The organism is Natrinema sp. H-ect4 (assembly GCF_041894845.1).
Lineage (GTDB): Archaea > Halobacteriota > Halobacteria > Halobacteriales > Natrialbaceae > Natrinema.
The window spans coordinates 44709-60808 of record NZ_JBHDYC010000007.1 but is presented as its reverse complement, the minus strand read 5'-3'; the positions used below and the strand labels follow the sequence as shown (position 1 = coordinate 60808).

Here is a 16100-nt window from a genome sequence, read left to right as displayed (position 1 = left end):
TCACAGCGTCTGCATCTCGCGCTTGAGGTCCCGAAGCTGTTCGACGCGGCGCTCGGTCGGCGGGTGCGTCGAGAAGAGGCGACCGACGATGCCGGACTTGATCGGGATGATGAAGAAGGCGTTCATCTCGGCCTCCTCGCGCATGTCGTCTTTCGGGACCTTGTCCATCTCGCCGGAAATCTTCAGGAGCGCCGAGGCGAGCGCCGACGGGTTCCCGGTGATGGCAGCCGCGCCGCGGTCGGCGGCGTACTCGCGATACCGGGAGAGCGCCCGAATGAGCAGGTAGCTGATGATCCAGACGACCAGCGAGACGAGGATCGCGACGACGATGCCGCCGCCGCCCTCCCGGCCGCCGCCGCGGCCGTGGCCGCCGCCAAAAAAGGCCCCCCAGCGGACGATCATGAACGCGATGGTTGAGAGGAAGGAGGCGATGGTCATCACCATCATGTCGCGGTTCTTGACGTGGGCGAGTTCGTGCGCGAGGACGCCGTCGAGCTCCTCCTGATCGAGCGTGTCCATGATCCCCGTCGTCACGCAGACTGCAGCGTTTTTCTGGTTGCGCCCGGTCGCGAAGGCGTTCGGAACCGTGGAGTCGACGACCGCTACCTTCGGTTTGGGGAGGTCAGCCTGCTGGGAGAGCCGTTCGATCGAGGCGTGGAGCTGCGGATACTCGTCGGCCGAGACCGTCTTCGCGCCCATGCTCTTGAGCGTGAGCGTGTCGCTGAAGTAGTACTGAACGAGCGAAAAGCTCGCGAACAGCAACGCGAACAGCCACAGCCCACCACCGATATAGAGGGCGAGCGCGCCAGCGAAGACGATGTACAACGCGAACAGCAGGAACATCGTCACGAACATCCGCGCACGCAGTCCCCAGTCCGCCTGCCAGTTCATACCCGAAATGAGGGGCTCCGACGAAATAAGTGCCCTGTCAAGACGCTCGAGAATGGACGCGATAGTGTTACCGTAGCCGATATCGGACCTGTCAAATCGAAACAATACGTTCAGCATTTCTGACCGATCAGTGATTGTAGCAGTCGACCCGCCCAACCCCTTCGTTTCGGCTGGAGACCGCGTGACGTGGTACTGTCTGACAACAGAGAACTGAGACAGTGTCTGACGAGCGTCTGACGGATTCGATTCGGCACCCCCTTCGTTTCGAGTCGAACGACCTGAACGTCGGGAAACGAACTCGGTCGTGGACCGCAAGCGAACTGTGTGGGCCTCCTCGAGCGACCGCGGCGAAATATCAGAACGCGTCCCTTAACTCCGTGAGCACCCAAACGGAGCCAATGAGTGAGTCGCGTGCGTTCTGTCCCCGGTGCGGGGACGCGGTGCCCGAGCGGTCGGCGAGCGACGCGAATAGCCCGTTGCGGCCCGGCGCGGAGGTCGAACTCTGCGATTCGTGTTACTTCGAGGACTTCGACTTCGTGGACGCGCCGAACCGGATCGACGTTCGCGTCTGCGCCCGCTGTGGTGCGGTCTACCGGGGGAACCGATGGGTCGACGTCGGCGCGGACGACTACACCGACATCGCCATCGAGGAGGTCAGCGAGGCGCTGGGCGTCCACGTCGACGTCGAGGACGTCGCCTGGCAGATCGACCCCGAACAGGTCGACCAGAACACGATCCGGATGCACTGTTACTTCACGGGCGTGGTGCGCGGAACGCCGGTGGACGAACAGGTGACCGTCCCGGTCAAAATCGCCCGCCAGACCTGTACCCGCTGCGGGCGGATCGCCGGCGACTACTACGCCAGCATCGTCCAGATCCGCGCCGAGGACCGTACCCCGACGACCGAGGAGATCGAACGGGCGAAAGCGATCGCGAACGCGATCGTCGCCGACATGGAGGCGACGGGCGACCGCAACGCCTTCGTCACGGAGACGAGCGAGACTGACGACGGACTGAATATCAGGGTCTCGACCAACAAGATCGGCAAGAAGATCTCGAACAAGATGATCGAGGAGTTCGGCGGCACCGTCAACGACGCCGAAACCCTCGTCACGGAGGACGAGGACGGCAACGAGGTCTATCGAGTTACCTTCGCCGTCCGCCTGCCGCCGTACACGCCCGGCGACGTCATCGACCTCGCCGCGGACGACGGCGGTCCCGTGCTCGTCCGCAGCGCCCGCGGTAACCTCAAGGGCGTCCGTGTGACGACCGGCGAGCGCTACGAGGCGAGCTACGAGGAGGGGAACTCGCCCGACGCGCGCAGGCTCGGTTCGCTCGAGGACGCGGACGAAGCGACGGTCGTCACCGTCGAAGACGACAACGCCGTGCAGGTGCTCGACCCCGAGACGTTTCAGGCCACGACCGTCGCGCGACCGGACTACTTCGACGCCGAAGCCGAGACCGTCCCTGTGCTGAAGAGTCGGGCCGGATTGCACATTCTGCCAGACGAGAGCGATGACTGAGGACGCAGACGGCGTGGATGGGAACAACCGGACTGCGGACGGGGAGTCCCGGCCCCTCGAGCCCGCGGCCGACGACGTCCTCGAGCGAGCGGAGGTGGACGCACCACTGGCTGTGATCGTCGAGAAGCCCCGCGCGGAGACGGCCATCGAGTCGCTGCGCGCCGAGGGGGTCTACGACGACTCGAGGCGCGTGCGCGAAAATGAGTCTGAGCGGGTTGCGCTCCCGATCACGGAGCCGCCGACCGAAACGCAGGTGATCGAGGTGGTCCGCCAACTCGAGCCAGAGCCCCGAAATCCCGACCTGGAGGACCTGCTGGCCGAGCGGGGCTGGAGCGACGCCGACCTTGAGTCCGTCCCGGGCTCGTGGGCGGTGATCGGCTCAGTGATCCTCGTGACGGTACCCGAGGATTGCCCCGACGAGGAAGCGCTGGGTGAGGCCTTGCTCGAGTTACACGGCGAGGCCGACAGCGTGCTGGCCGACGAGGGGATCGAAAACGACGGAACGGCCGGCACCTACCGCGAGCCCCGAACCAGACTGATCGCGGGCGACGACGATACAGAGACGATCCACGCTGAACACGGAACCCGATACGGACTCGATCCGGCAAAAGTGATGTTCTCGCCCGGAAACCAGGCCGAGCGCGCCCGCATGGGCGAACTCGGGAGCGAGGACGAGCACGTCTTCGACATGTTCGCCGGCATCGGCTACTTCACACTGCCGCTGGCCCGCGGTGGCTCGCGGGTGACTGCCACCGAGATCAACCCGACCGCCTTTCGCTACCTGCTCGAGAACGCCGTGCTCAACGACGTCGGCGACCGGGTCGACGCCTACATGACCGACTGTCGCGACCTCGCGAGCGAGATCGATGCCGATCGCGTCATCATGGGCTACTACGGGAGTTCGGACGGCTCGGACGCCGACGGAAACGAGGAGGTAGACCACGGAACGCGAACCGACGAGGCTCACGACTTCCTCCCCGATGCCCTCGAGGCGCTCGTCCCCGGCGGCGTCGTCCACTACCACGAGGCGACCCCAGAGTCACGGCTCTGGGATCGCCCGCTCGAGCGCCTCGCGGCGGCCGCCGACGAGGCCGGACGCGAGCTAGCGGTGCTCGAGAAACGGCGGGTGAAGAGTCACAGTGCGGGCGTCGACCATGTCGTCGTCGACGCGCGGTTCGAGTAGCGTCTCGGACGACTCGCGTTGCAACGCGATCCACGTCGGCCGGCCGACTTCGGTCGTGACATTGATAGTTGCGGGCCGTCTGACATCGACTATGAATAGGAATCAGATCATCGCGCTCGTCTTCGCGTTCCTCATGATGTCCTCGATGGTGGCGTGGGGCGCAACGGCCCTCTTTTAGGGACGGCCGGTCGAACGGACGTGGAGACGCTCGAGGTGCTCGCACGGACACCGAACTACCGCCCCGATCATCAGAGCTTCGCCGCCCCGATCATCAGAGCTTTGCCGTCCCGATCATCAGAGCCACCGCTCGCGAGACAGTCGTTGCTACTTCCGCGTGAAGAGTCTTACTCGCCCGTGTCCCAGACGTCCGCTAACGGACTCGAGCGGGACGATTTCCGCGACCGTCGCGACTGCGACGATTGTCGATCGGTCTCGTTGCCACGCTGGGTATCCGTCGTCCCGCTTTGTCCCGTTCGCGAGGATCCGTCAGCGACAGTGGTTCCGTCACTCGACGCCGTCCCGCTGAGCGCCGCCTGCGGCTCGAACGTCGGGAGATCGGGGCGCGTCATGCGATCGACCTGCGCTTCGAACCACTCCGGCATGTCCGTCCGGGCGCGCTCGAAGCAGTCCACCAGACTCGAGTCCGCCAGATACGTCGCCCCGTAATCGTCGGGCGCGCGAACGACCCGGCCACAGGCCTGAATGACGGTCCGGAGCGTCGTCCGGTAGTACCATGCCCACTGCCCCTCCTCGAGGCGGTGGGCGACCCGCGAGTCGCCGGTGTTGAGGAAGGGTGCCTTACAGAGGACCTGCCAGCGACAGAGGTCGCCCTTGAGATCCAGCGCCTCCTCCATCTTCACCGAGAGGAAGACATCTGGCTCGTCGCTGGCCTTCCAGGCCTCGAGTTCGGCGTCGCGGCCGTCGCGATCGTGCGTTCGAATCCGGTCGCCGACGCCGAAGTCGGCGAGGAGGTCGGCCAGCCGGTCCTGAATGTCGTAGGAGTGGGCGTGAACCAGCCCCTTCTCGTCGGGATGGTGTTGCATCAGCCGGACGATCGTTCGGGCGATCTTCGGCGTCGTCTCGTCGCGCTCCTCGTAGGTCATCTTCCCCTGCGTGACGTCGTACAGCGGCCGGTTCTCGACGGGGAAGGTGTGGTCGACGTCGACCAGCGTGACATCGTCGGGATCGAGTCCGACCTGTCGGCAAAAGGCCGCCTTGTTGAGGATCGTCGCCGAGAGGAGGGCGAACTTGTTGCCCCGGTCCCAGACGGTGTGTTGGAGGTACTTCTCGGGGTTCATCGGCTTGATCGTCAGCGGGCCGCCCTGCGGTTCGTCGCCGTCGGCATCGCTGCCGTCGGCGCCGGCGTCGCGACCGCGCGACTCGGACTGATCGACCAGCCACGTCGTCGGGCTCTGTGGGTCCCGGAAATCCGAAACGAACCACTCGAGTTCGCCGATGAGTTCCTGCAGGCGGTCGCGTTCGCGCACCTCGGCGGGGGACAGCGGGTCCTGCTCGAGCAGGTCGTCCTTGCGGCGCGTACAGGTCTGTGCGAGGCTCTCGGCGTAGCGGACGGCTCGCTCGATGGAGTCCATCTCGGGGACGCGTAGCTCGTCCCAGAACGGGACGGTTCGCGGCCCCAGTTGAATGGTCGCGTACATCTCGGCCCACTCGGCAAGGCCGTGGGCCTCGTCGACGACCACGACGTCGCGTTTGCGAAAGACTTCGCTGCCGGCGGTCTGCATGAAGTAGGCGAGCGTCATCGCCGCGATCTCCCGGTTCGATGCGATCGCGCGGTCGGAGAAGTACGGACACCGGTGTTTGACGGAACAGTCGTAGCCGCGCTCGCGAACGCAGGGGGCCTGATTGACCGGCGTGTTTCGCTCGTTCGGCAGGATGCAGGAGTAGTTGGATTTCCCCCGGATGACGTTGAGATCGGCCAGCAGGTCGTCGGCCGCCACGTCGTCGAGCTGTGAGACCTGCGGGGTCGTGTAGTACGCACCGGTCGCGTCGCTGGGGTCGCCCTCCTCCGCACGGCGGGCACACCCCGCGATGGCGCGAGCCAGGAGGGACTTGCCGCTGCCCGTCGGCGCGCGAACGAGCACGACGTCGTTGCCGGCCGCGAAGGCGTCGCGAACGTCGCGGAGGGCCTGCTGTTGAGTCCCGCGGTAACTCGGCGCGGGGAACTCCTCGAAGATCCGCTCGGTATTCACCGTTCGACTCACGGCGCGGCCGCGTCCTAAAGGCTGCGGACCGTCGCTCCCGATGCGAATCAGCCGACACGCGTAGCGACCGCGACCGTCACCGAAATCGCCCGCTATCGGTCAGTATCGACGCCCTACGGACGACGAGAGCGCGACGACGGCTCGGTAGCCGGTCGATTACAAATACGATCTCAGCCGTCGGTCGGAGACGCGGAAGGGTCGCTCAGCGGTAGAGCACCGCGGTGCCACCTGGTTCCGCGGCGGCATCTCGCCCCGTGGCGTTCGAATCCCACCCCTTCCGCTCGCGGTTGCGGTCGCACCGTGGTCGTCGCTCGTGCTCACGCGTTCCACGGCCGGTGCCGCCACCGTCTCTGTCACATCGCTTCCACTCGCAACCCCCATTTTTCGCGCTCGTCCCGACCCGAACTGGAGTGCCAGGAGAGCGTCACGGCCTCGGCGATACCGTTACGGCCTTAGCGGTACCGTCACGGACTCGGCTATAGCGTCCCGATCCGCGAGGTCTCGTCGTCGACCCGCTCGAGTCGTTCGACATCCTCGGCCGTCGGATAGTCGGGTATCGCTTCGAGACACGGATAACAGAGCAGATGTGACGAGCCGTCCTCGAGCTCGAGCGTGATCCCGGTTCCGACGGTACCGGCGTCGGTGCCAAAGGACCAGAGGTTGGCGATCCCGCCGGAAACCGTGACCGTCCGGCCGCAGCCGTCACAGGAAGTCTTCGACATACGCGCCAGTGGGTGCCGGACGATGAAAGTCGTTCTCCCGGGCCATCGGTTACTCGATGCAAGGTGGCCGTGTGGCAAATGCTCGGACGGCGAAAGTCCGCACAGCGGTTATAGGCCACAGCGTCGTACCGCCGGCTATGGAGGTGAACTGCAAGGGCTGTGCCGGCTGCTGCATGGACTGGCGATCGCTGCTCGAGGACGAAACGGGATCGACCGCCGCTCAAGACGATGAAGACGCGACCGAGAACGACCCCAGACAGCGACACCGGCGACAGCGCGATCCGCTCGGCGGCGAGGACGCGGAGTCATCGTCCCGGGAGCCCCTCGACGACGACGCAACCTTCGTTCCGCTGACCCGCGACGAGGTTCGGAGATTCCTCGAGGCAGGGATGGCCGACGCCCTGACACCGCGGTTCTGGCACGCTCGAGACGAAACCGAGGGTGTCGAGATCGACGGGGTGAGCGTCGCCGCCATCGCGGGCCGACCGGTCTTCTTCGTGGGCCTCCGGAAGTCGCCGAAGCCGGTGGCACCGTTCGGCCGCGAGGAGCCGACGTGGCTGCCGACCTGTGTCTTCCTCGATCCGACGACGCTGCAGTGCCGGATCCACGAGAGCGAGCTGTATCCCGACGAGTGCGGCGCGTATCCCGAATACAATCTCGCACTCGCACGGGAGACCGAATGCGAACGCGTCGAGTCCGCGTTCGGCAGCGACCGGCTGCTCGAGGCCGATCACGACGATCCCGACGGCATGCTCCTGGGCCCGCAGGCGATCGGGGCGAAGCTCTTCTGTCATCCGCGGCCGGCCGACCTCGAGGGAGTCGTCGACCGAGCGGCGGCCGGCGGGCTCACGCGGCGAGATCGCGCCGAGGCGATTGCGGTCGCCGCGGCCTCGAGTCCGGGGACGCTCGCGATCTCGGATCACCACTACGATCGGGCAAAAGCGCGGCTGCTCGGGGGCGAAGACGCCGAATCGGCGTCCGAAAACGACGTGTCGTGGGCCGGGCCAGCGATTCGCGAGTGGTACCAGCGCCGCCGGGAGGCCGGCGGGGCGGTGCCGTCACCGGCCGTCGCCGACGACATCGAAACCGATCGCGGCGCGCCCGAAACGCCGGGCTGGGACGCCCTCGAGTGAGTACTACTGCCATGGCTCGAGCGGCTCTTCGAAGGAAGGAGGAACGGCCGACTCGACTACGCTATTCCGACTTGATCTGTTCGAACGTGTCTAGCAACGCTTCAGCGGAGTCTCCGGAGTCGTACTCGACTTTGCCGTGATAGATCGTCCGCTCGTCGTCGAAATCGGTATCGACCTTCGAGGCCTGTTGTTCGCGACGCTCGTGCTCGTCCTCGTCATAGGCACCCATTGACATGGTAAGTGTAAACATGGTAGGGGTGGCGCGACTATTAATGTAACGGTCGATCACACCCTTCGGGGAGCGACGACGAATACACAGGGTGGCGAGACGGCTGCCCAGCCGTCGGGATCAGCGTGGGATGTTGACGGCAGACAACGAACAGTATATGCGTCGCCGTAGCTTACGGTGACCCGTGGCACGGCCGCTTCGCTTCCGTTACTCGCCCCAGTCCTGGAGCGACGGGCGAGTACAACACGAGATTCTCCAGCCGCTGCAGTCGAACATCGGCGCACAGTCCGTCACGCCGTGGTTCAAGATCGGCGGCGACTGGCAGACACACCGCTTCGAGATGCAAAACGGGGACATCGCCCTCTTCGCGCGCACCGACAGCGACGCCTACTGGATGGGCAACACGGAAACGCCATCCGCGCTGTGGAAGACCGACAAGTTCGGCTGGCGGGAGGTCCCCCATCGCGTCTCGCGGTGGGCCCAGCGCGAACTGACCGCGACGCTCCACGAGGAGGACCCCTGGCTCGCCGACTACCCACATCTCTCGTGGTTTTTCCTGCCGGTGTTCATGTCCAAAGACGGCCGCGACTCGACGCGCGCGTTCTTCCGCGAGCACGCCGCCGGCTTCCCCGACGCAGGCCGCCGGGAGACGACCCGCTTTTTCGAGGAGTTCCTCGAGACCGGCGTCCTCGACGAGTACCGACACGTCATGTCGGGCAAACTCGGCACCAGCAACCACGTCGACCGCGTCCGAATGAGCGCCGCGATGGCCGAGTTCATCGCGGCGAAACTCCTCACCGACGCGAGCTACGACGTGGTGCCGGAGATCGAGGTCACGACCGGTCACTCGCTCGACTTCCGGGCCGAAAGTGACGAGACTAACGTCCTCGTCGAAGTCACGCGACCCCAGCCGCCCCAGAACCGCGCCGCGGCCGGTCCCGTGGCTGCTGTCCGCGACACCGCCGAGACCAAGACAAGCGGCCAGCTGGCCGAACACGGCGGCGGCGCGACCCTCTTCGTCGACTGCTCGAGCTTCCGGGACGACGCCTGGTCCGCCGTCCGGGGCGAACAGCCCGACGTTCGCCATCGACCCGCAGTCGTCTACCGCGTCCGGCCGAACGGCCACGCCGAGGGCTATCGGAAGGGGTCGGTGCCCCTCGAGTTGAACGACGCGATCGAATTTCTGGACTAGCGCGGCCGACACGACGACGACGGCCGTCCCTGTTTTGCTCTCGATCAGTCGCTGCAACGGAGTGTGAGCTATTTGTGCCGTGCCATAGTCCACCACACACATGCGAGCAGCAGTCCTCGAAGAACACGGCGAACCGCTCTCGATCGAAGAAGTAGACGCGCCGGAGCCGGCGCCGGACGGGGCCGTCGTCGAACTCGAAGCGTGCGGCGTCTGTCGGAGCGACTGGCACGGCTGGCAGGGCGATTGGGGGTGGCTCGGCCTCGAGACCCAACCCGGTCAGATCCTCGGCCACGAGCCCGCCGGCCACGTCGCCGCCGTCGGCGACGAGGTCGAGACCGTCAGCGAGGGCGACCACGTCGCCGTCCCGTTCAACCTCGGGGACGGGACCTGCCCCCGGTGCCAGCGGGGCCACTCCAACATCTGCGAGAACGTGATGCCGCTCGGGTTCATCGAGCAAGTGCAGGGTGCGTTCGCCGAACAGGTCCACGTCCCCGTCGCCGACCACAACCTCGTGGAACTCCCCGACGGCGTCTCGTCCGTCGACATGGCCGGACTCGGCTGCCGGTTTATGACTTCGTTCCACGCGCTGGCCCACCGCGCGGATGTCGGCGCGGGCGATTGGGTATCGATCCACGGCTGCGGCGGCGTCGGCCTCTCGGCGGTCCACATCGCCGACGCACTCGGCGCGAACGTCGTCGCTGTCGACCTCAAAGACGAGAAACTCGAGAAGGCCGAGGGACTCGGCGCGGTCGAGACGGTCAACGCGGAGGACGTCGACGACGTCCCCGGCGAGGTCCAAGGGATCACCGACGGCGGCGCTAACATCTCGATGGACGCGCTCGGCATCGCGACGACCAGCCAGAACTCCGTCTCGAGTCTTGATGCTCGCGGCCAGCACATTCAGGTCGGTCTCACGACCCAGGACGAACAGGGCGTGATCCCCCTCCCGTCCGACGCGATGGTCATGCAGGAGATCGAGTTCATCGGCTCGCTCGGGATGCCGCCGACCCGCTACGACGAGATCTTCCGGATGGTCTCGACGGGGAAACTCGAGCCCGAGAAGGTCGTCTCCGAGACGATCGGACTTGAGGACGTCACCGGCAAACTCGAGGCGATGACGGACTTCGAGACGGTCGGCATTCCGGTCATCGACACGTTCAACTAAATTTTGCTCTGCGGGCGCGGCTTTGCCGCGCCCTCGGCAAATTTAGTACAAAAACAACGGAAGACGTTCCTGCTCACTTCGTTCGCGGTCGTCGGCGCTACGCGCCGACTGCCCGAGGGATCTCTGATCCCTCGCTGGCTGCGACTTCCGAGCCTTCGTTCGCTCCGCTCACGAAGACACTCCTCTTTCCGTTCGCTCGCGCTGCTCGCGGCGAAGCCGCTCGCTTTCGCGGCACTACGTGCCGCGCTCTCGCTCACATCAGTCGTCGGCCCGCTCGCTCCCTGCGGTCGCTCGCGGGTGCTAGTGGTATCCCTCTACCCGTAGCGAGCGGCAAGCAGTCGTACCGAGCGCGAGCGTCGCGAGGGCTGAGCGAAGCGAAGCCCTCGGAAAGCGAGCGCTCGGCCTTTTTCATCAAAGTTTTTGCGCGGGGTTCGAGCGAGCGAAGCGAGCGAGGACCCCGCGTAAAAAGTTTGTTAGAAGGAAACGGCGTCGGGCGCGTACGGGCTGCCGACCGGGGTCGGGTCGCGGTCGCTGTAGCCGACGCGGCCGACGGCCTTGTCGCTGACGGCGGAGTAGACGGCGAAACGCGCCTCTTCCGGATTTTCGAAGGTCTCGGACTCGAGGCGGGCGAGTACATCGCCGACCGTCTCACTGCCGTTGGGGAGTTCGAGGGTTCGATCGCCGTACTCCTCGATCAGTTCCTCGGTCGTCGCTGGGTACTCGTGGTCGTCGATGACCTCGCCGGTGCCATTGGACAGCATCACGCCCTATCCTCCGTGAACGATAATTATAAACATTGTCCATCTATGTTTCCTAGTAGCACTGCATACCTAATATACCTAATATCTCCCTAGAGATCGTGGAACCCGGGAGCGAGCCCGGAGAAACGCCTTTCAGAGCGGGGGCGTTCGAATACCGTATGCCATATGCCGATTTGCACGTCCACACGACGCGTTCGGACGGCAGCCTCGCACTCGAGGCGGTCCCCGACGCCGCTCGCCGCGGCGGTGTCGACGTCGTCGCGGTGACGGACCACGATCGGGTACAGCCGTTCGACGGGCCGATCGTCGAACGCGACGGCGTGACGCTCGTCCACGGAATCGAACTTCGCGTCGAGACGACGGGAGGACAACGGATCGACCTGCTGGGCTACGGCCTCGAGCCGAGCGCGGGCCTCGAGGCCATCCTCGAGCGGATTCAGGAAAATCGAATCGAACGCGGGCGGGCGATCGTCGACTGCGTGGAATCGCGGTTGGGGGTCGATCTCGATGTAACGATCGACGGCGGGTTCGGACGGCCACACATCGCACGGGCGATCGACGCACACCCCGAGACCGAGTACGACTATCAGGGCGCGTTCGATCGTGTCATCGGGTCCGGCTGTCCGTGTTATGTCCCTCGAGACGTCCCGTCGTTCGAACGGGGGCAGGCGGCGCTGGCCGAATCCTGTCGGCTCGTGTCGCTGGCTCATCCGTTGCGGTACCGCGATCCGGAGGGTGCACTCGCCCGTGCGGCCGAACTCGACGCCGTCGAACTGCACTACCCCTACGGCCGCGCGGTCGACCGCGCTCCCGTCGAGCGAGCGATCGAGCGCGACGACCTGCTCGCGACCGGCGGCAGCGACGCCCACGACGAGCGTCTCGGCGTCGACGGGCTCTCTCGGCGGGCCTACGAGCGGCTTGAGCTGCCAGCCGAGTAATCCGAGCGGTGACCGCTAGCGGAGGGTTCAATGCATCGTAGTTCTAACGAACGAGTATGAACTGCCACTACTGTGACCGCGAGGCTGCATTCGCCGCGGAGTCCGACGGACTCAAAGTCGGCCTGTGCGAGGAGCACTTCCGGACTCGGTTACAGGAGCTCGCCGAAGCGGACGGCCTCGAGAGCTTGAAGGAGAAAGTCGACGTCGATCGCGCCGAATAGGATCGTCTCGCGTTCTGTTATGCGGTTCGACCGGCGTCGACGTCGATCGCGTCGACCGGGCAGACATCGACGCAGAGCATACAATCGATACACTGCGCTTCCTTGGCGGGATCGGCCTTCTCTTCGCTTTCCGGATGGCCGGGCGTGTCAATCCACTCGAAGACGTCGACCGGACAGTCCTCGACGCAGGCGCCATCCGCGATGCAGATGTCGAAGTCGACCGCGACGTGCGTGCCGTGAATGCCGAGTTCTTCGGGCTCGTCGACGGGACCCCAGACCGAGTGCCCCTCGTGTTCGTCGACCTGGTCGCGATTCTCGTGGAACTGCGGGTCTATGGCCATTGCTAACAGATTAAATGACGGACGTACTTAAAAGTGCGTACTCACTGCAATGCGAGCGGCCGCCAGCAGTCTACTCGTCCGTCGTTCGGTCCTCGGCGCGCTTCTCGAGCCGATCGTCGAGGAGTTCGCGCGTCCAGACGGCGAAGCCGTGGTCGCGGCCGTAGGTCCAGACCGCCATCTCGTCGACCACGTCTGGAAGGTCGCTCTCCTTGATTCCGGCCGCGACGATCGCTTCCTGATCGACCATGAGCAACTGCGCCGGCCACTCCTCTTGGACGTTGTTGGTCGTCTGGAGGCCGGGGGAAACGACGACCTCCGCGCTCGGAGCCGCCGCCGAGAACGTCTCGCGATCGTCCTCGGTCGGGACTTCGACGTACGCGTCGACGCCGCGGTCGGCGGTCGACTCGAGGGCCGAACGGATCTCCCGATCGACGACTTCGGTCGCCGGAACGAGGTAGTGGACGGTGTCCTCGGCCTCCTCGAGGAAGCGGACGACGCGCTCGGTGACGTGTTCCTTCTGCGTGATCGCCCACATTCCCTCGTCGTCCCGCGAATCGGGCTCCTCGAGTTGGCCGAGCGCGTTCTCGGCGGCGTTGATCCGCGAGTCGAAGTCCTCGCGAAGCCGCCGACAGGCCGTGTCGACGGACACGGCCTTGTACTCGCGGGGTTCGGTCTGCTGGACGCTGACGAGCCCTTTTCGATCGAGGCGCTCGATGGTGTCGTACACCCGCGAGCGAGGGATGTCCGCGACCTGGCTGATCTCCTTTGCGGTCCCCTTCGAGATGCGGACGAGGGCCACGAGACACCGAGATTCGTACTCCGTCAGCCCGAGTTCCTCGAGGGTTGTAACTGCTTCCTCCGCGTTTGACACGGGTGACACACAGCCAGAACGGAGGAAAGAACGCGGCTTTCTACCGCCACGCCGTTATACGACGGGCAGGAAAACGCGCGGAACGAGTCACCGCCGCAGGGACAGCTGTCGGTGCTGCCGATCGGTCGGATTTCGTTGGGAGTGAGCCAGACTGCCAGCGCTCTTCCGCAGTCCGTACATCGTGGCGCACCCTTCCGCCGTGGCTGTGCTGCCATGGAGCGATCTACCTCCTGAGAACACATGAACCAGGTGTGAGTTCGGCGGAAATACAGGGTCGCGTGCTCCAGCCGTAACAACAACGTCCGAGCCACGGAGTTCGGGTCAGTAACCCAGCGAGAAGGCCCAGTTGACGGCTAGCGCGACGAAGACGATGGTCAGCAACACCGCGAGGAATCCGAAGGAGACCCCCCAACCGAACAGATCTGCCAGGGTTCCGGTGACGACCGAGCCCAGCGCGCCGACGACGCCGTAGACGGTCCGCACGAGACCGAACCCCGCGCCGCGTTCGGCCGCCGAGAGGTGGTCCATGAAGCGGGGCAGGAGCGCCGCACCCCAGCCGAGGCCGATCCCGAGAAGCACGACGCCGGCCGCAACGGCGACGGTCCCCGGGACCGCGACGAACAGCGCGAAGCCGGCGACCGAGAGGACCATGCAGGCCGCCGTCGTCACGTCGCGTCCGTAGCGGTCGGAGACCGCGCCCACGCCGACCTGCGTGATCCCCTGGACGACGAAGTAGCCCCCGAAGACGAGACTCGCCGTCGTCGCGGACTGGCCGCGGTGGGCGACGAGGAAGGTCGGCAGAAACGAGGACGTTGCCTGCCAGACGAAGTCGCCCAGAATCGCGAGCGCGCACGTGAAGGCGATCTTCGGCCGGGAGAGCAGTTCGACGACCGGCTCGAGTTCGAACCGTTCGGCCATCGGCTGGTCGGGCCGCTGGGGAGTGGTCGGCCGGACCGAGCGGGCGAACAGAACGAAGATGGGGACGGCGACCACCGCACCGACCGCGATCGCGGCCCGCCAGCCGTACCGGACGGCGACCCAGGCGGCGATCGGCGGCGCGACGAGTCCCGCAAGGGGACCGCCGCTGTTGTGGACGCCGATCGCGGTTCCGATCTCGTCGTAGGTGCGGGTCAGCAGCGACGTCGCGACGCTGTAGTGGAGACCGGCGACGGCCCCGAGCGCGATGGTGCCGACCACGAAGACGGGGAACAGGGGTGCGATCGAGAGGAACGCGCTCGCGACGGCCGTCCCGCCGACGGCGACCAGAATGACGCGGCGCTCGCCGAACCGGTCACCGAGGACGCCGCTGGGGAACTGCGAGCAAAAGTACGCCGTCCACATCCCCGTCAGCGCGAGCCCGATCACCGAGTTCGAGACGCCGAACTCGGCGGTGATCCGGGGAACGACCGGACTGATCACCAGCCTGGCGGCCATCGTCGCCAGGAAGGCGAGCGTACACATCGCGAGGACGGTCTCCTCGTATCGCCAGCGCATTACTCGAGTTCACCCATCGGTCGTGTCTCCCGGCGGCCGGTTCGCGATCGCATCAGGCAGTCACCGACCCCGACGGATGAGGATACTGCTACCGGCAGCCGACGCCTCGAGTCCGATTGCCGGCGGGAACGCATCGCTTTTGCAACTCCCGTCGAATGCACAGCTATGGACCTCACACATCGCCCCCGGCGGCTCCGACAGGACCGGGTTCGCGGCCTCGTCAGTGAGACGAGCCTCGAGCCGTCCGATCTGATCGCGCCGGTGTTCGTCGACGCCACGACCGACGAGCGCATCCCGATCGAGTCGATGCCCGGTCACGAGCGGGTCCCAATCGAGGAGATCGTCGCTCGCGTCGAGGCGGTCCTCGAGACGGGTGTCGAGGCGATCATGCTGTTCGGGATTCCCGAGTCGAAAGACCCCGAGGGGAGCCGCGCCTGGGCCGAGGACGGCGTCATTCAGGAGGCGCTGCGTCGAGTCACGAGCGAGACTGATGCCTACGTCATCACCGACGTTTGCCTCTGCGAGTACACCGACCACGGCCACTGCGGGCCGCTCGAGGAAGAGTTGCGAACCGACGGCAGCGCCGTCGAGGCGGATGGGCCCGCGTGCGAACCGACGCTGACCGTCGACAACGACGCGACGCTCGAGGCGCTCGATCACATCGTCACCTCGCATGCTCGCGCGGGCGCGGACATGGTTGCGCCGAGCGGGATGATAGACGGGATGGTCGGCGTCATCCGATCGGCGCTGGACGGAGCGGGGTTCGAACACGTCCCGATCATGAGCTACGCGGCGAAGTACGAGAGCGCCTTCTACGGCCCGTTTCGGGACGCTGCGGACGGGGACCCCTCCTTCGGGAACCGCCGTCACTACCAGATGGATCCAGCGAACTCGCGGGAAGCCATGCGGGAAGTTCGACTCGACGCCGAGCAGGGCGCCGACGTGATGATGGTCAAGCCCGCCCTGCCGTACCTCGATATCGTCTCGGCAATTCGGCGGGAGTTTGACCACCCCGTCGCTGCCTACAACGTCTCCGGCGAGTACGCCATGCTACAGGCCGCCGCCGAGAAGGGCTGGCTGGACCTCGAGGATGCGGCGCTCGAGTCGCTGCTCTCGATCAAACGGGCAGGTGCGGATCTGATTCTCACCTACTTCGCGGAGGACGTCGCCGAAGGGCTGACCGGCGGTCGATAGCCGGACGCTCTTGGCCAAGC

16 protein-coding genes and 1 tRNA gene are annotated in these 16100 nt (G+C 65.8%); 9 read left to right on the top strand and 8 right to left on the bottom strand.

The window, feature by feature from the left end; all coding sequences use genetic code 11:
- Nucleotides 1-891 carry a zinc metalloprotease HtpX gene (gene htpX, locus ACEWFR_RS10640; RefSeq protein WP_374061001.1) on the bottom strand — a complete coding sequence of 297 codons (891 nt, stop codon included), beginning with the start codon at nucleotides 889-891 and terminating at the stop codon, nucleotides 1-3.
- A 398-nt stretch (nucleotides 892-1289) separates the two neighbouring features.
- On the opposite strand from htpX, the gene ACEWFR_RS10635 reads away from it, so the two are divergent.
- Both ACEWFR_RS10635 and ACEWFR_RS10630 read left to right on the top strand, forming a co-directional pair.
- Nucleotides 1290-2414 carry a 60S ribosomal export protein NMD3 gene (locus ACEWFR_RS10635; RefSeq protein ID WP_374061000.1) on the top strand — a complete coding sequence of 375 codons (1125 nt, stop codon included), beginning with the start codon at nucleotides 1290-1292 and terminating at the stop codon, nucleotides 2412-2414.
- Nucleotides 2407-3597 (top strand): class I SAM-dependent methyltransferase family protein, encoded by a 1191-nt coding sequence (locus ACEWFR_RS10630; RefSeq protein WP_374060999.1) that lies wholly within the window; start codon nucleotides 2407-2409, stop codon nucleotides 3595-3597. Before ACEWFR_RS10635 ends, ACEWFR_RS10630 begins: the two co-directional genes overlap by 8 nt.
- 344 nt (nucleotides 3598-3941) lie before the next feature.
- Here the strand turns inward: ACEWFR_RS10630 and ACEWFR_RS10625 are convergent, their stop codons facing one another.
- Nucleotides 3942-5807 (bottom strand): helicase C-terminal domain-containing protein, encoded by a 1866-nt coding sequence (locus tag ACEWFR_RS10625; protein WP_374060998.1) that lies wholly within the window; start codon nucleotides 5805-5807, stop codon nucleotides 3942-3944.
- Between the two features lie 203 nt (nucleotides 5808-6010).
- On the opposite strand from ACEWFR_RS10625, the gene ACEWFR_RS10620 reads away from it, so the two are divergent.
- Nucleotides 6011-6099, top strand: a tRNA-Gly gene (locus tag ACEWFR_RS10620).
- Nucleotides 6100-6295: 196 nt separating this feature from the next.
- On the opposite strand, the gene ACEWFR_RS10615 is transcribed toward ACEWFR_RS10620, so the two are convergent.
- Nucleotides 6296-6541, bottom strand: coding sequence for a hypothetical protein (locus ACEWFR_RS10615; protein ID WP_374060997.1), 246 nt, complete (start codon nucleotides 6539-6541; stop codon nucleotides 6296-6298).
- A 137-nt stretch (nucleotides 6542-6678) separates the two neighbouring features.
- Between ACEWFR_RS10615 and ACEWFR_RS10610 the strand changes: the two genes are divergently transcribed.
- Nucleotides 6679-7674 carry a YkgJ family cysteine cluster protein gene (locus tag ACEWFR_RS10610; protein ID WP_374060996.1) on the top strand — a complete coding sequence of 332 codons (996 nt, stop codon included), beginning with the start codon at nucleotides 6679-6681 and terminating at the stop codon, nucleotides 7672-7674.
- 61 nt (nucleotides 7675-7735) lie between these two features.
- On the opposite strand, the gene ACEWFR_RS10605 is transcribed toward ACEWFR_RS10610, so the two are convergent.
- Nucleotides 7736-7909 (bottom strand): DUF5786 family protein, encoded by a 174-nt coding sequence (locus ACEWFR_RS10605; protein ID WP_255291518.1) that lies wholly within the window; start codon nucleotides 7907-7909, stop codon nucleotides 7736-7738.
- Nucleotides 7910-8087: 178 nt separating this feature from the next.
- Between ACEWFR_RS10605 and ACEWFR_RS10600 the strand changes: the two genes are divergently transcribed.
- Both ACEWFR_RS10600 and ACEWFR_RS10595 read left to right on the top strand, forming a co-directional pair.
- Nucleotides 8088-9095, top strand: a complete 1008-nt coding sequence (locus tag ACEWFR_RS10600; RefSeq protein WP_374060995.1) for a DUF5784 family protein — start codon at nucleotides 8088-8090, stop codon at nucleotides 9093-9095.
- A gap of 100 nt (nucleotides 9096-9195) precedes the next feature.
- Nucleotides 9196-10260, top strand: a complete 1065-nt coding sequence (locus ACEWFR_RS10595) for a zinc-dependent alcohol dehydrogenase family protein (protein WP_374060994.1) — start codon at nucleotides 9196-9198, stop codon at nucleotides 10258-10260.
- A gap of 473 nt (nucleotides 10261-10733) precedes the next feature.
- On the opposite strand, the gene ACEWFR_RS10590 is transcribed toward ACEWFR_RS10595, so the two are convergent.
- Nucleotides 10734-11021 carry a DUF2795 domain-containing protein gene (locus ACEWFR_RS10590; RefSeq protein ID WP_374061141.1) on the bottom strand — a complete coding sequence of 96 codons (288 nt, stop codon included), beginning with the start codon at nucleotides 11019-11021 and terminating at the stop codon, nucleotides 10734-10736.
- Between the two features lie 158 nt (nucleotides 11022-11179).
- On the opposite strand from ACEWFR_RS10590, the gene ACEWFR_RS10585 reads away from it, so the two are divergent.
- Together ACEWFR_RS10585 and ACEWFR_RS10580 are read left to right on the top strand one after the other, a co-directional pair.
- Entirely contained in the window at nucleotides 11180-11959 is a 780-nt protein-coding gene (locus ACEWFR_RS10585) for a PHP domain-containing protein (RefSeq protein ID WP_374060993.1), read from the top strand.
- Between the two features lie 56 nt (nucleotides 11960-12015).
- A complete protein-coding gene (locus ACEWFR_RS10580) occupies nucleotides 12016-12180 on the top strand; it encodes a DUF6757 family protein (RefSeq protein ID WP_176548143.1) in 165 nt (54 codons plus the stop codon).
- 17 nt (nucleotides 12181-12197) lie between these two features.
- Here ACEWFR_RS10580 and ACEWFR_RS10575 read toward each other — a convergent pair whose 3' ends face one another.
- From ACEWFR_RS10575 to ACEWFR_RS10565, 3 genes are all read right to left on the bottom strand, one after another.
- Entirely contained in the window at nucleotides 12198-12521 is a 324-nt protein-coding gene (locus ACEWFR_RS10575; protein ID WP_098724945.1) for a ferredoxin family protein, read from the bottom strand.
- 70 nt (nucleotides 12522-12591) lie between these two features.
- Entirely contained in the window at nucleotides 12592-13392 is an 801-nt protein-coding gene (locus ACEWFR_RS10570; protein WP_374060992.1) for a TrmB family transcriptional regulator, read from the bottom strand.
- A 321-nt stretch (nucleotides 13393-13713) separates the two neighbouring features.
- Nucleotides 13714-14886, bottom strand: coding sequence for an MFS transporter (locus ACEWFR_RS10565; protein WP_374060991.1), 1173 nt, complete (start codon nucleotides 14884-14886; stop codon nucleotides 13714-13716).
- Nucleotides 14887-15051: 165 nt separating this feature from the next.
- Here ACEWFR_RS10565 and hemB point away from each other — a divergent pair, with 165 nt between their 5' ends.
- Nucleotides 15052-16080, top strand: coding sequence for a porphobilinogen synthase (hemB, locus tag ACEWFR_RS10560; protein ID WP_374060990.1), 1029 nt, complete (start codon nucleotides 15052-15054; stop codon nucleotides 16078-16080).
- Nucleotides 16081-16100 lie beyond the last annotated feature (20 nt).

Coding starts and splice junctions, on each gene's coding strand:
- ACEWFR_RS10565 (WP_374060991.1), bottom strand. CDS start 14,886: ATGCGCTGGCGATACGAGGAGACCGTCCTCGCGATGTGTACGCTCGCC.
- ACEWFR_RS10635 (WP_374061000.1), top strand. CDS start 1,290: ATGAGTGAGTCGCGTGCGTTCTGTCCCCGGTGCGGGGACGCGGTGCCC.
- ACEWFR_RS10580 (WP_176548143.1), top strand. CDS start 12,016: ATGAACTGCCACTACTGTGACCGCGAGGCTGCATTCGCCGCGGAGTCC.
- ACEWFR_RS10605 (WP_255291518.1), bottom strand. CDS start 7,909: ATGTCAATGGGTGCCTATGACGAGGACGAGCACGAGCGTCGCGAACAA.
- ACEWFR_RS10590 (WP_374061141.1), bottom strand. CDS start 11,021: ATGCTGTCCAATGGCACCGGCGAGGTCATCGACGACCACGAGTACCCA.
- ACEWFR_RS10585 (WP_374060993.1), top strand. CDS start 11,180: ATGCCATATGCCGATTTGCACGTCCACACGACGCGTTCGGACGGCAGC.
- ACEWFR_RS10575 (WP_098724945.1), bottom strand. CDS start 12,521: ATGGCCATAGACCCGCAGTTCCACGAGAATCGCGACCAGGTCGACGAA.
- ACEWFR_RS10595 (WP_374060994.1), top strand. CDS start 9,196: ATGCGAGCAGCAGTCCTCGAAGAACACGGCGAACCGCTCTCGATCGAA.
- ACEWFR_RS10630 (WP_374060999.1), top strand. CDS start 2,407: ATGACTGAGGACGCAGACGGCGTGGATGGGAACAACCGGACTGCGGAC.
- hemB (WP_374060990.1), top strand. CDS start 15,052: ATGGACCTCACACATCGCCCCCGGCGGCTCCGACAGGACCGGGTTCGC.
- ACEWFR_RS10615 (WP_374060997.1), bottom strand. CDS start 6,541: ATGTCGAAGACTTCCTGTGACGGCTGCGGCCGGACGGTCACGGTTTCC.
- htpX (WP_374061001.1), bottom strand. CDS start 891: ATGAACTGGCAGGCGGACTGGGGACTGCGTGCGCGGATGTTCGTGACG.
- ACEWFR_RS10610 (WP_374060996.1), top strand. CDS start 6,679: ATGGAGGTGAACTGCAAGGGCTGTGCCGGCTGCTGCATGGACTGGCGA.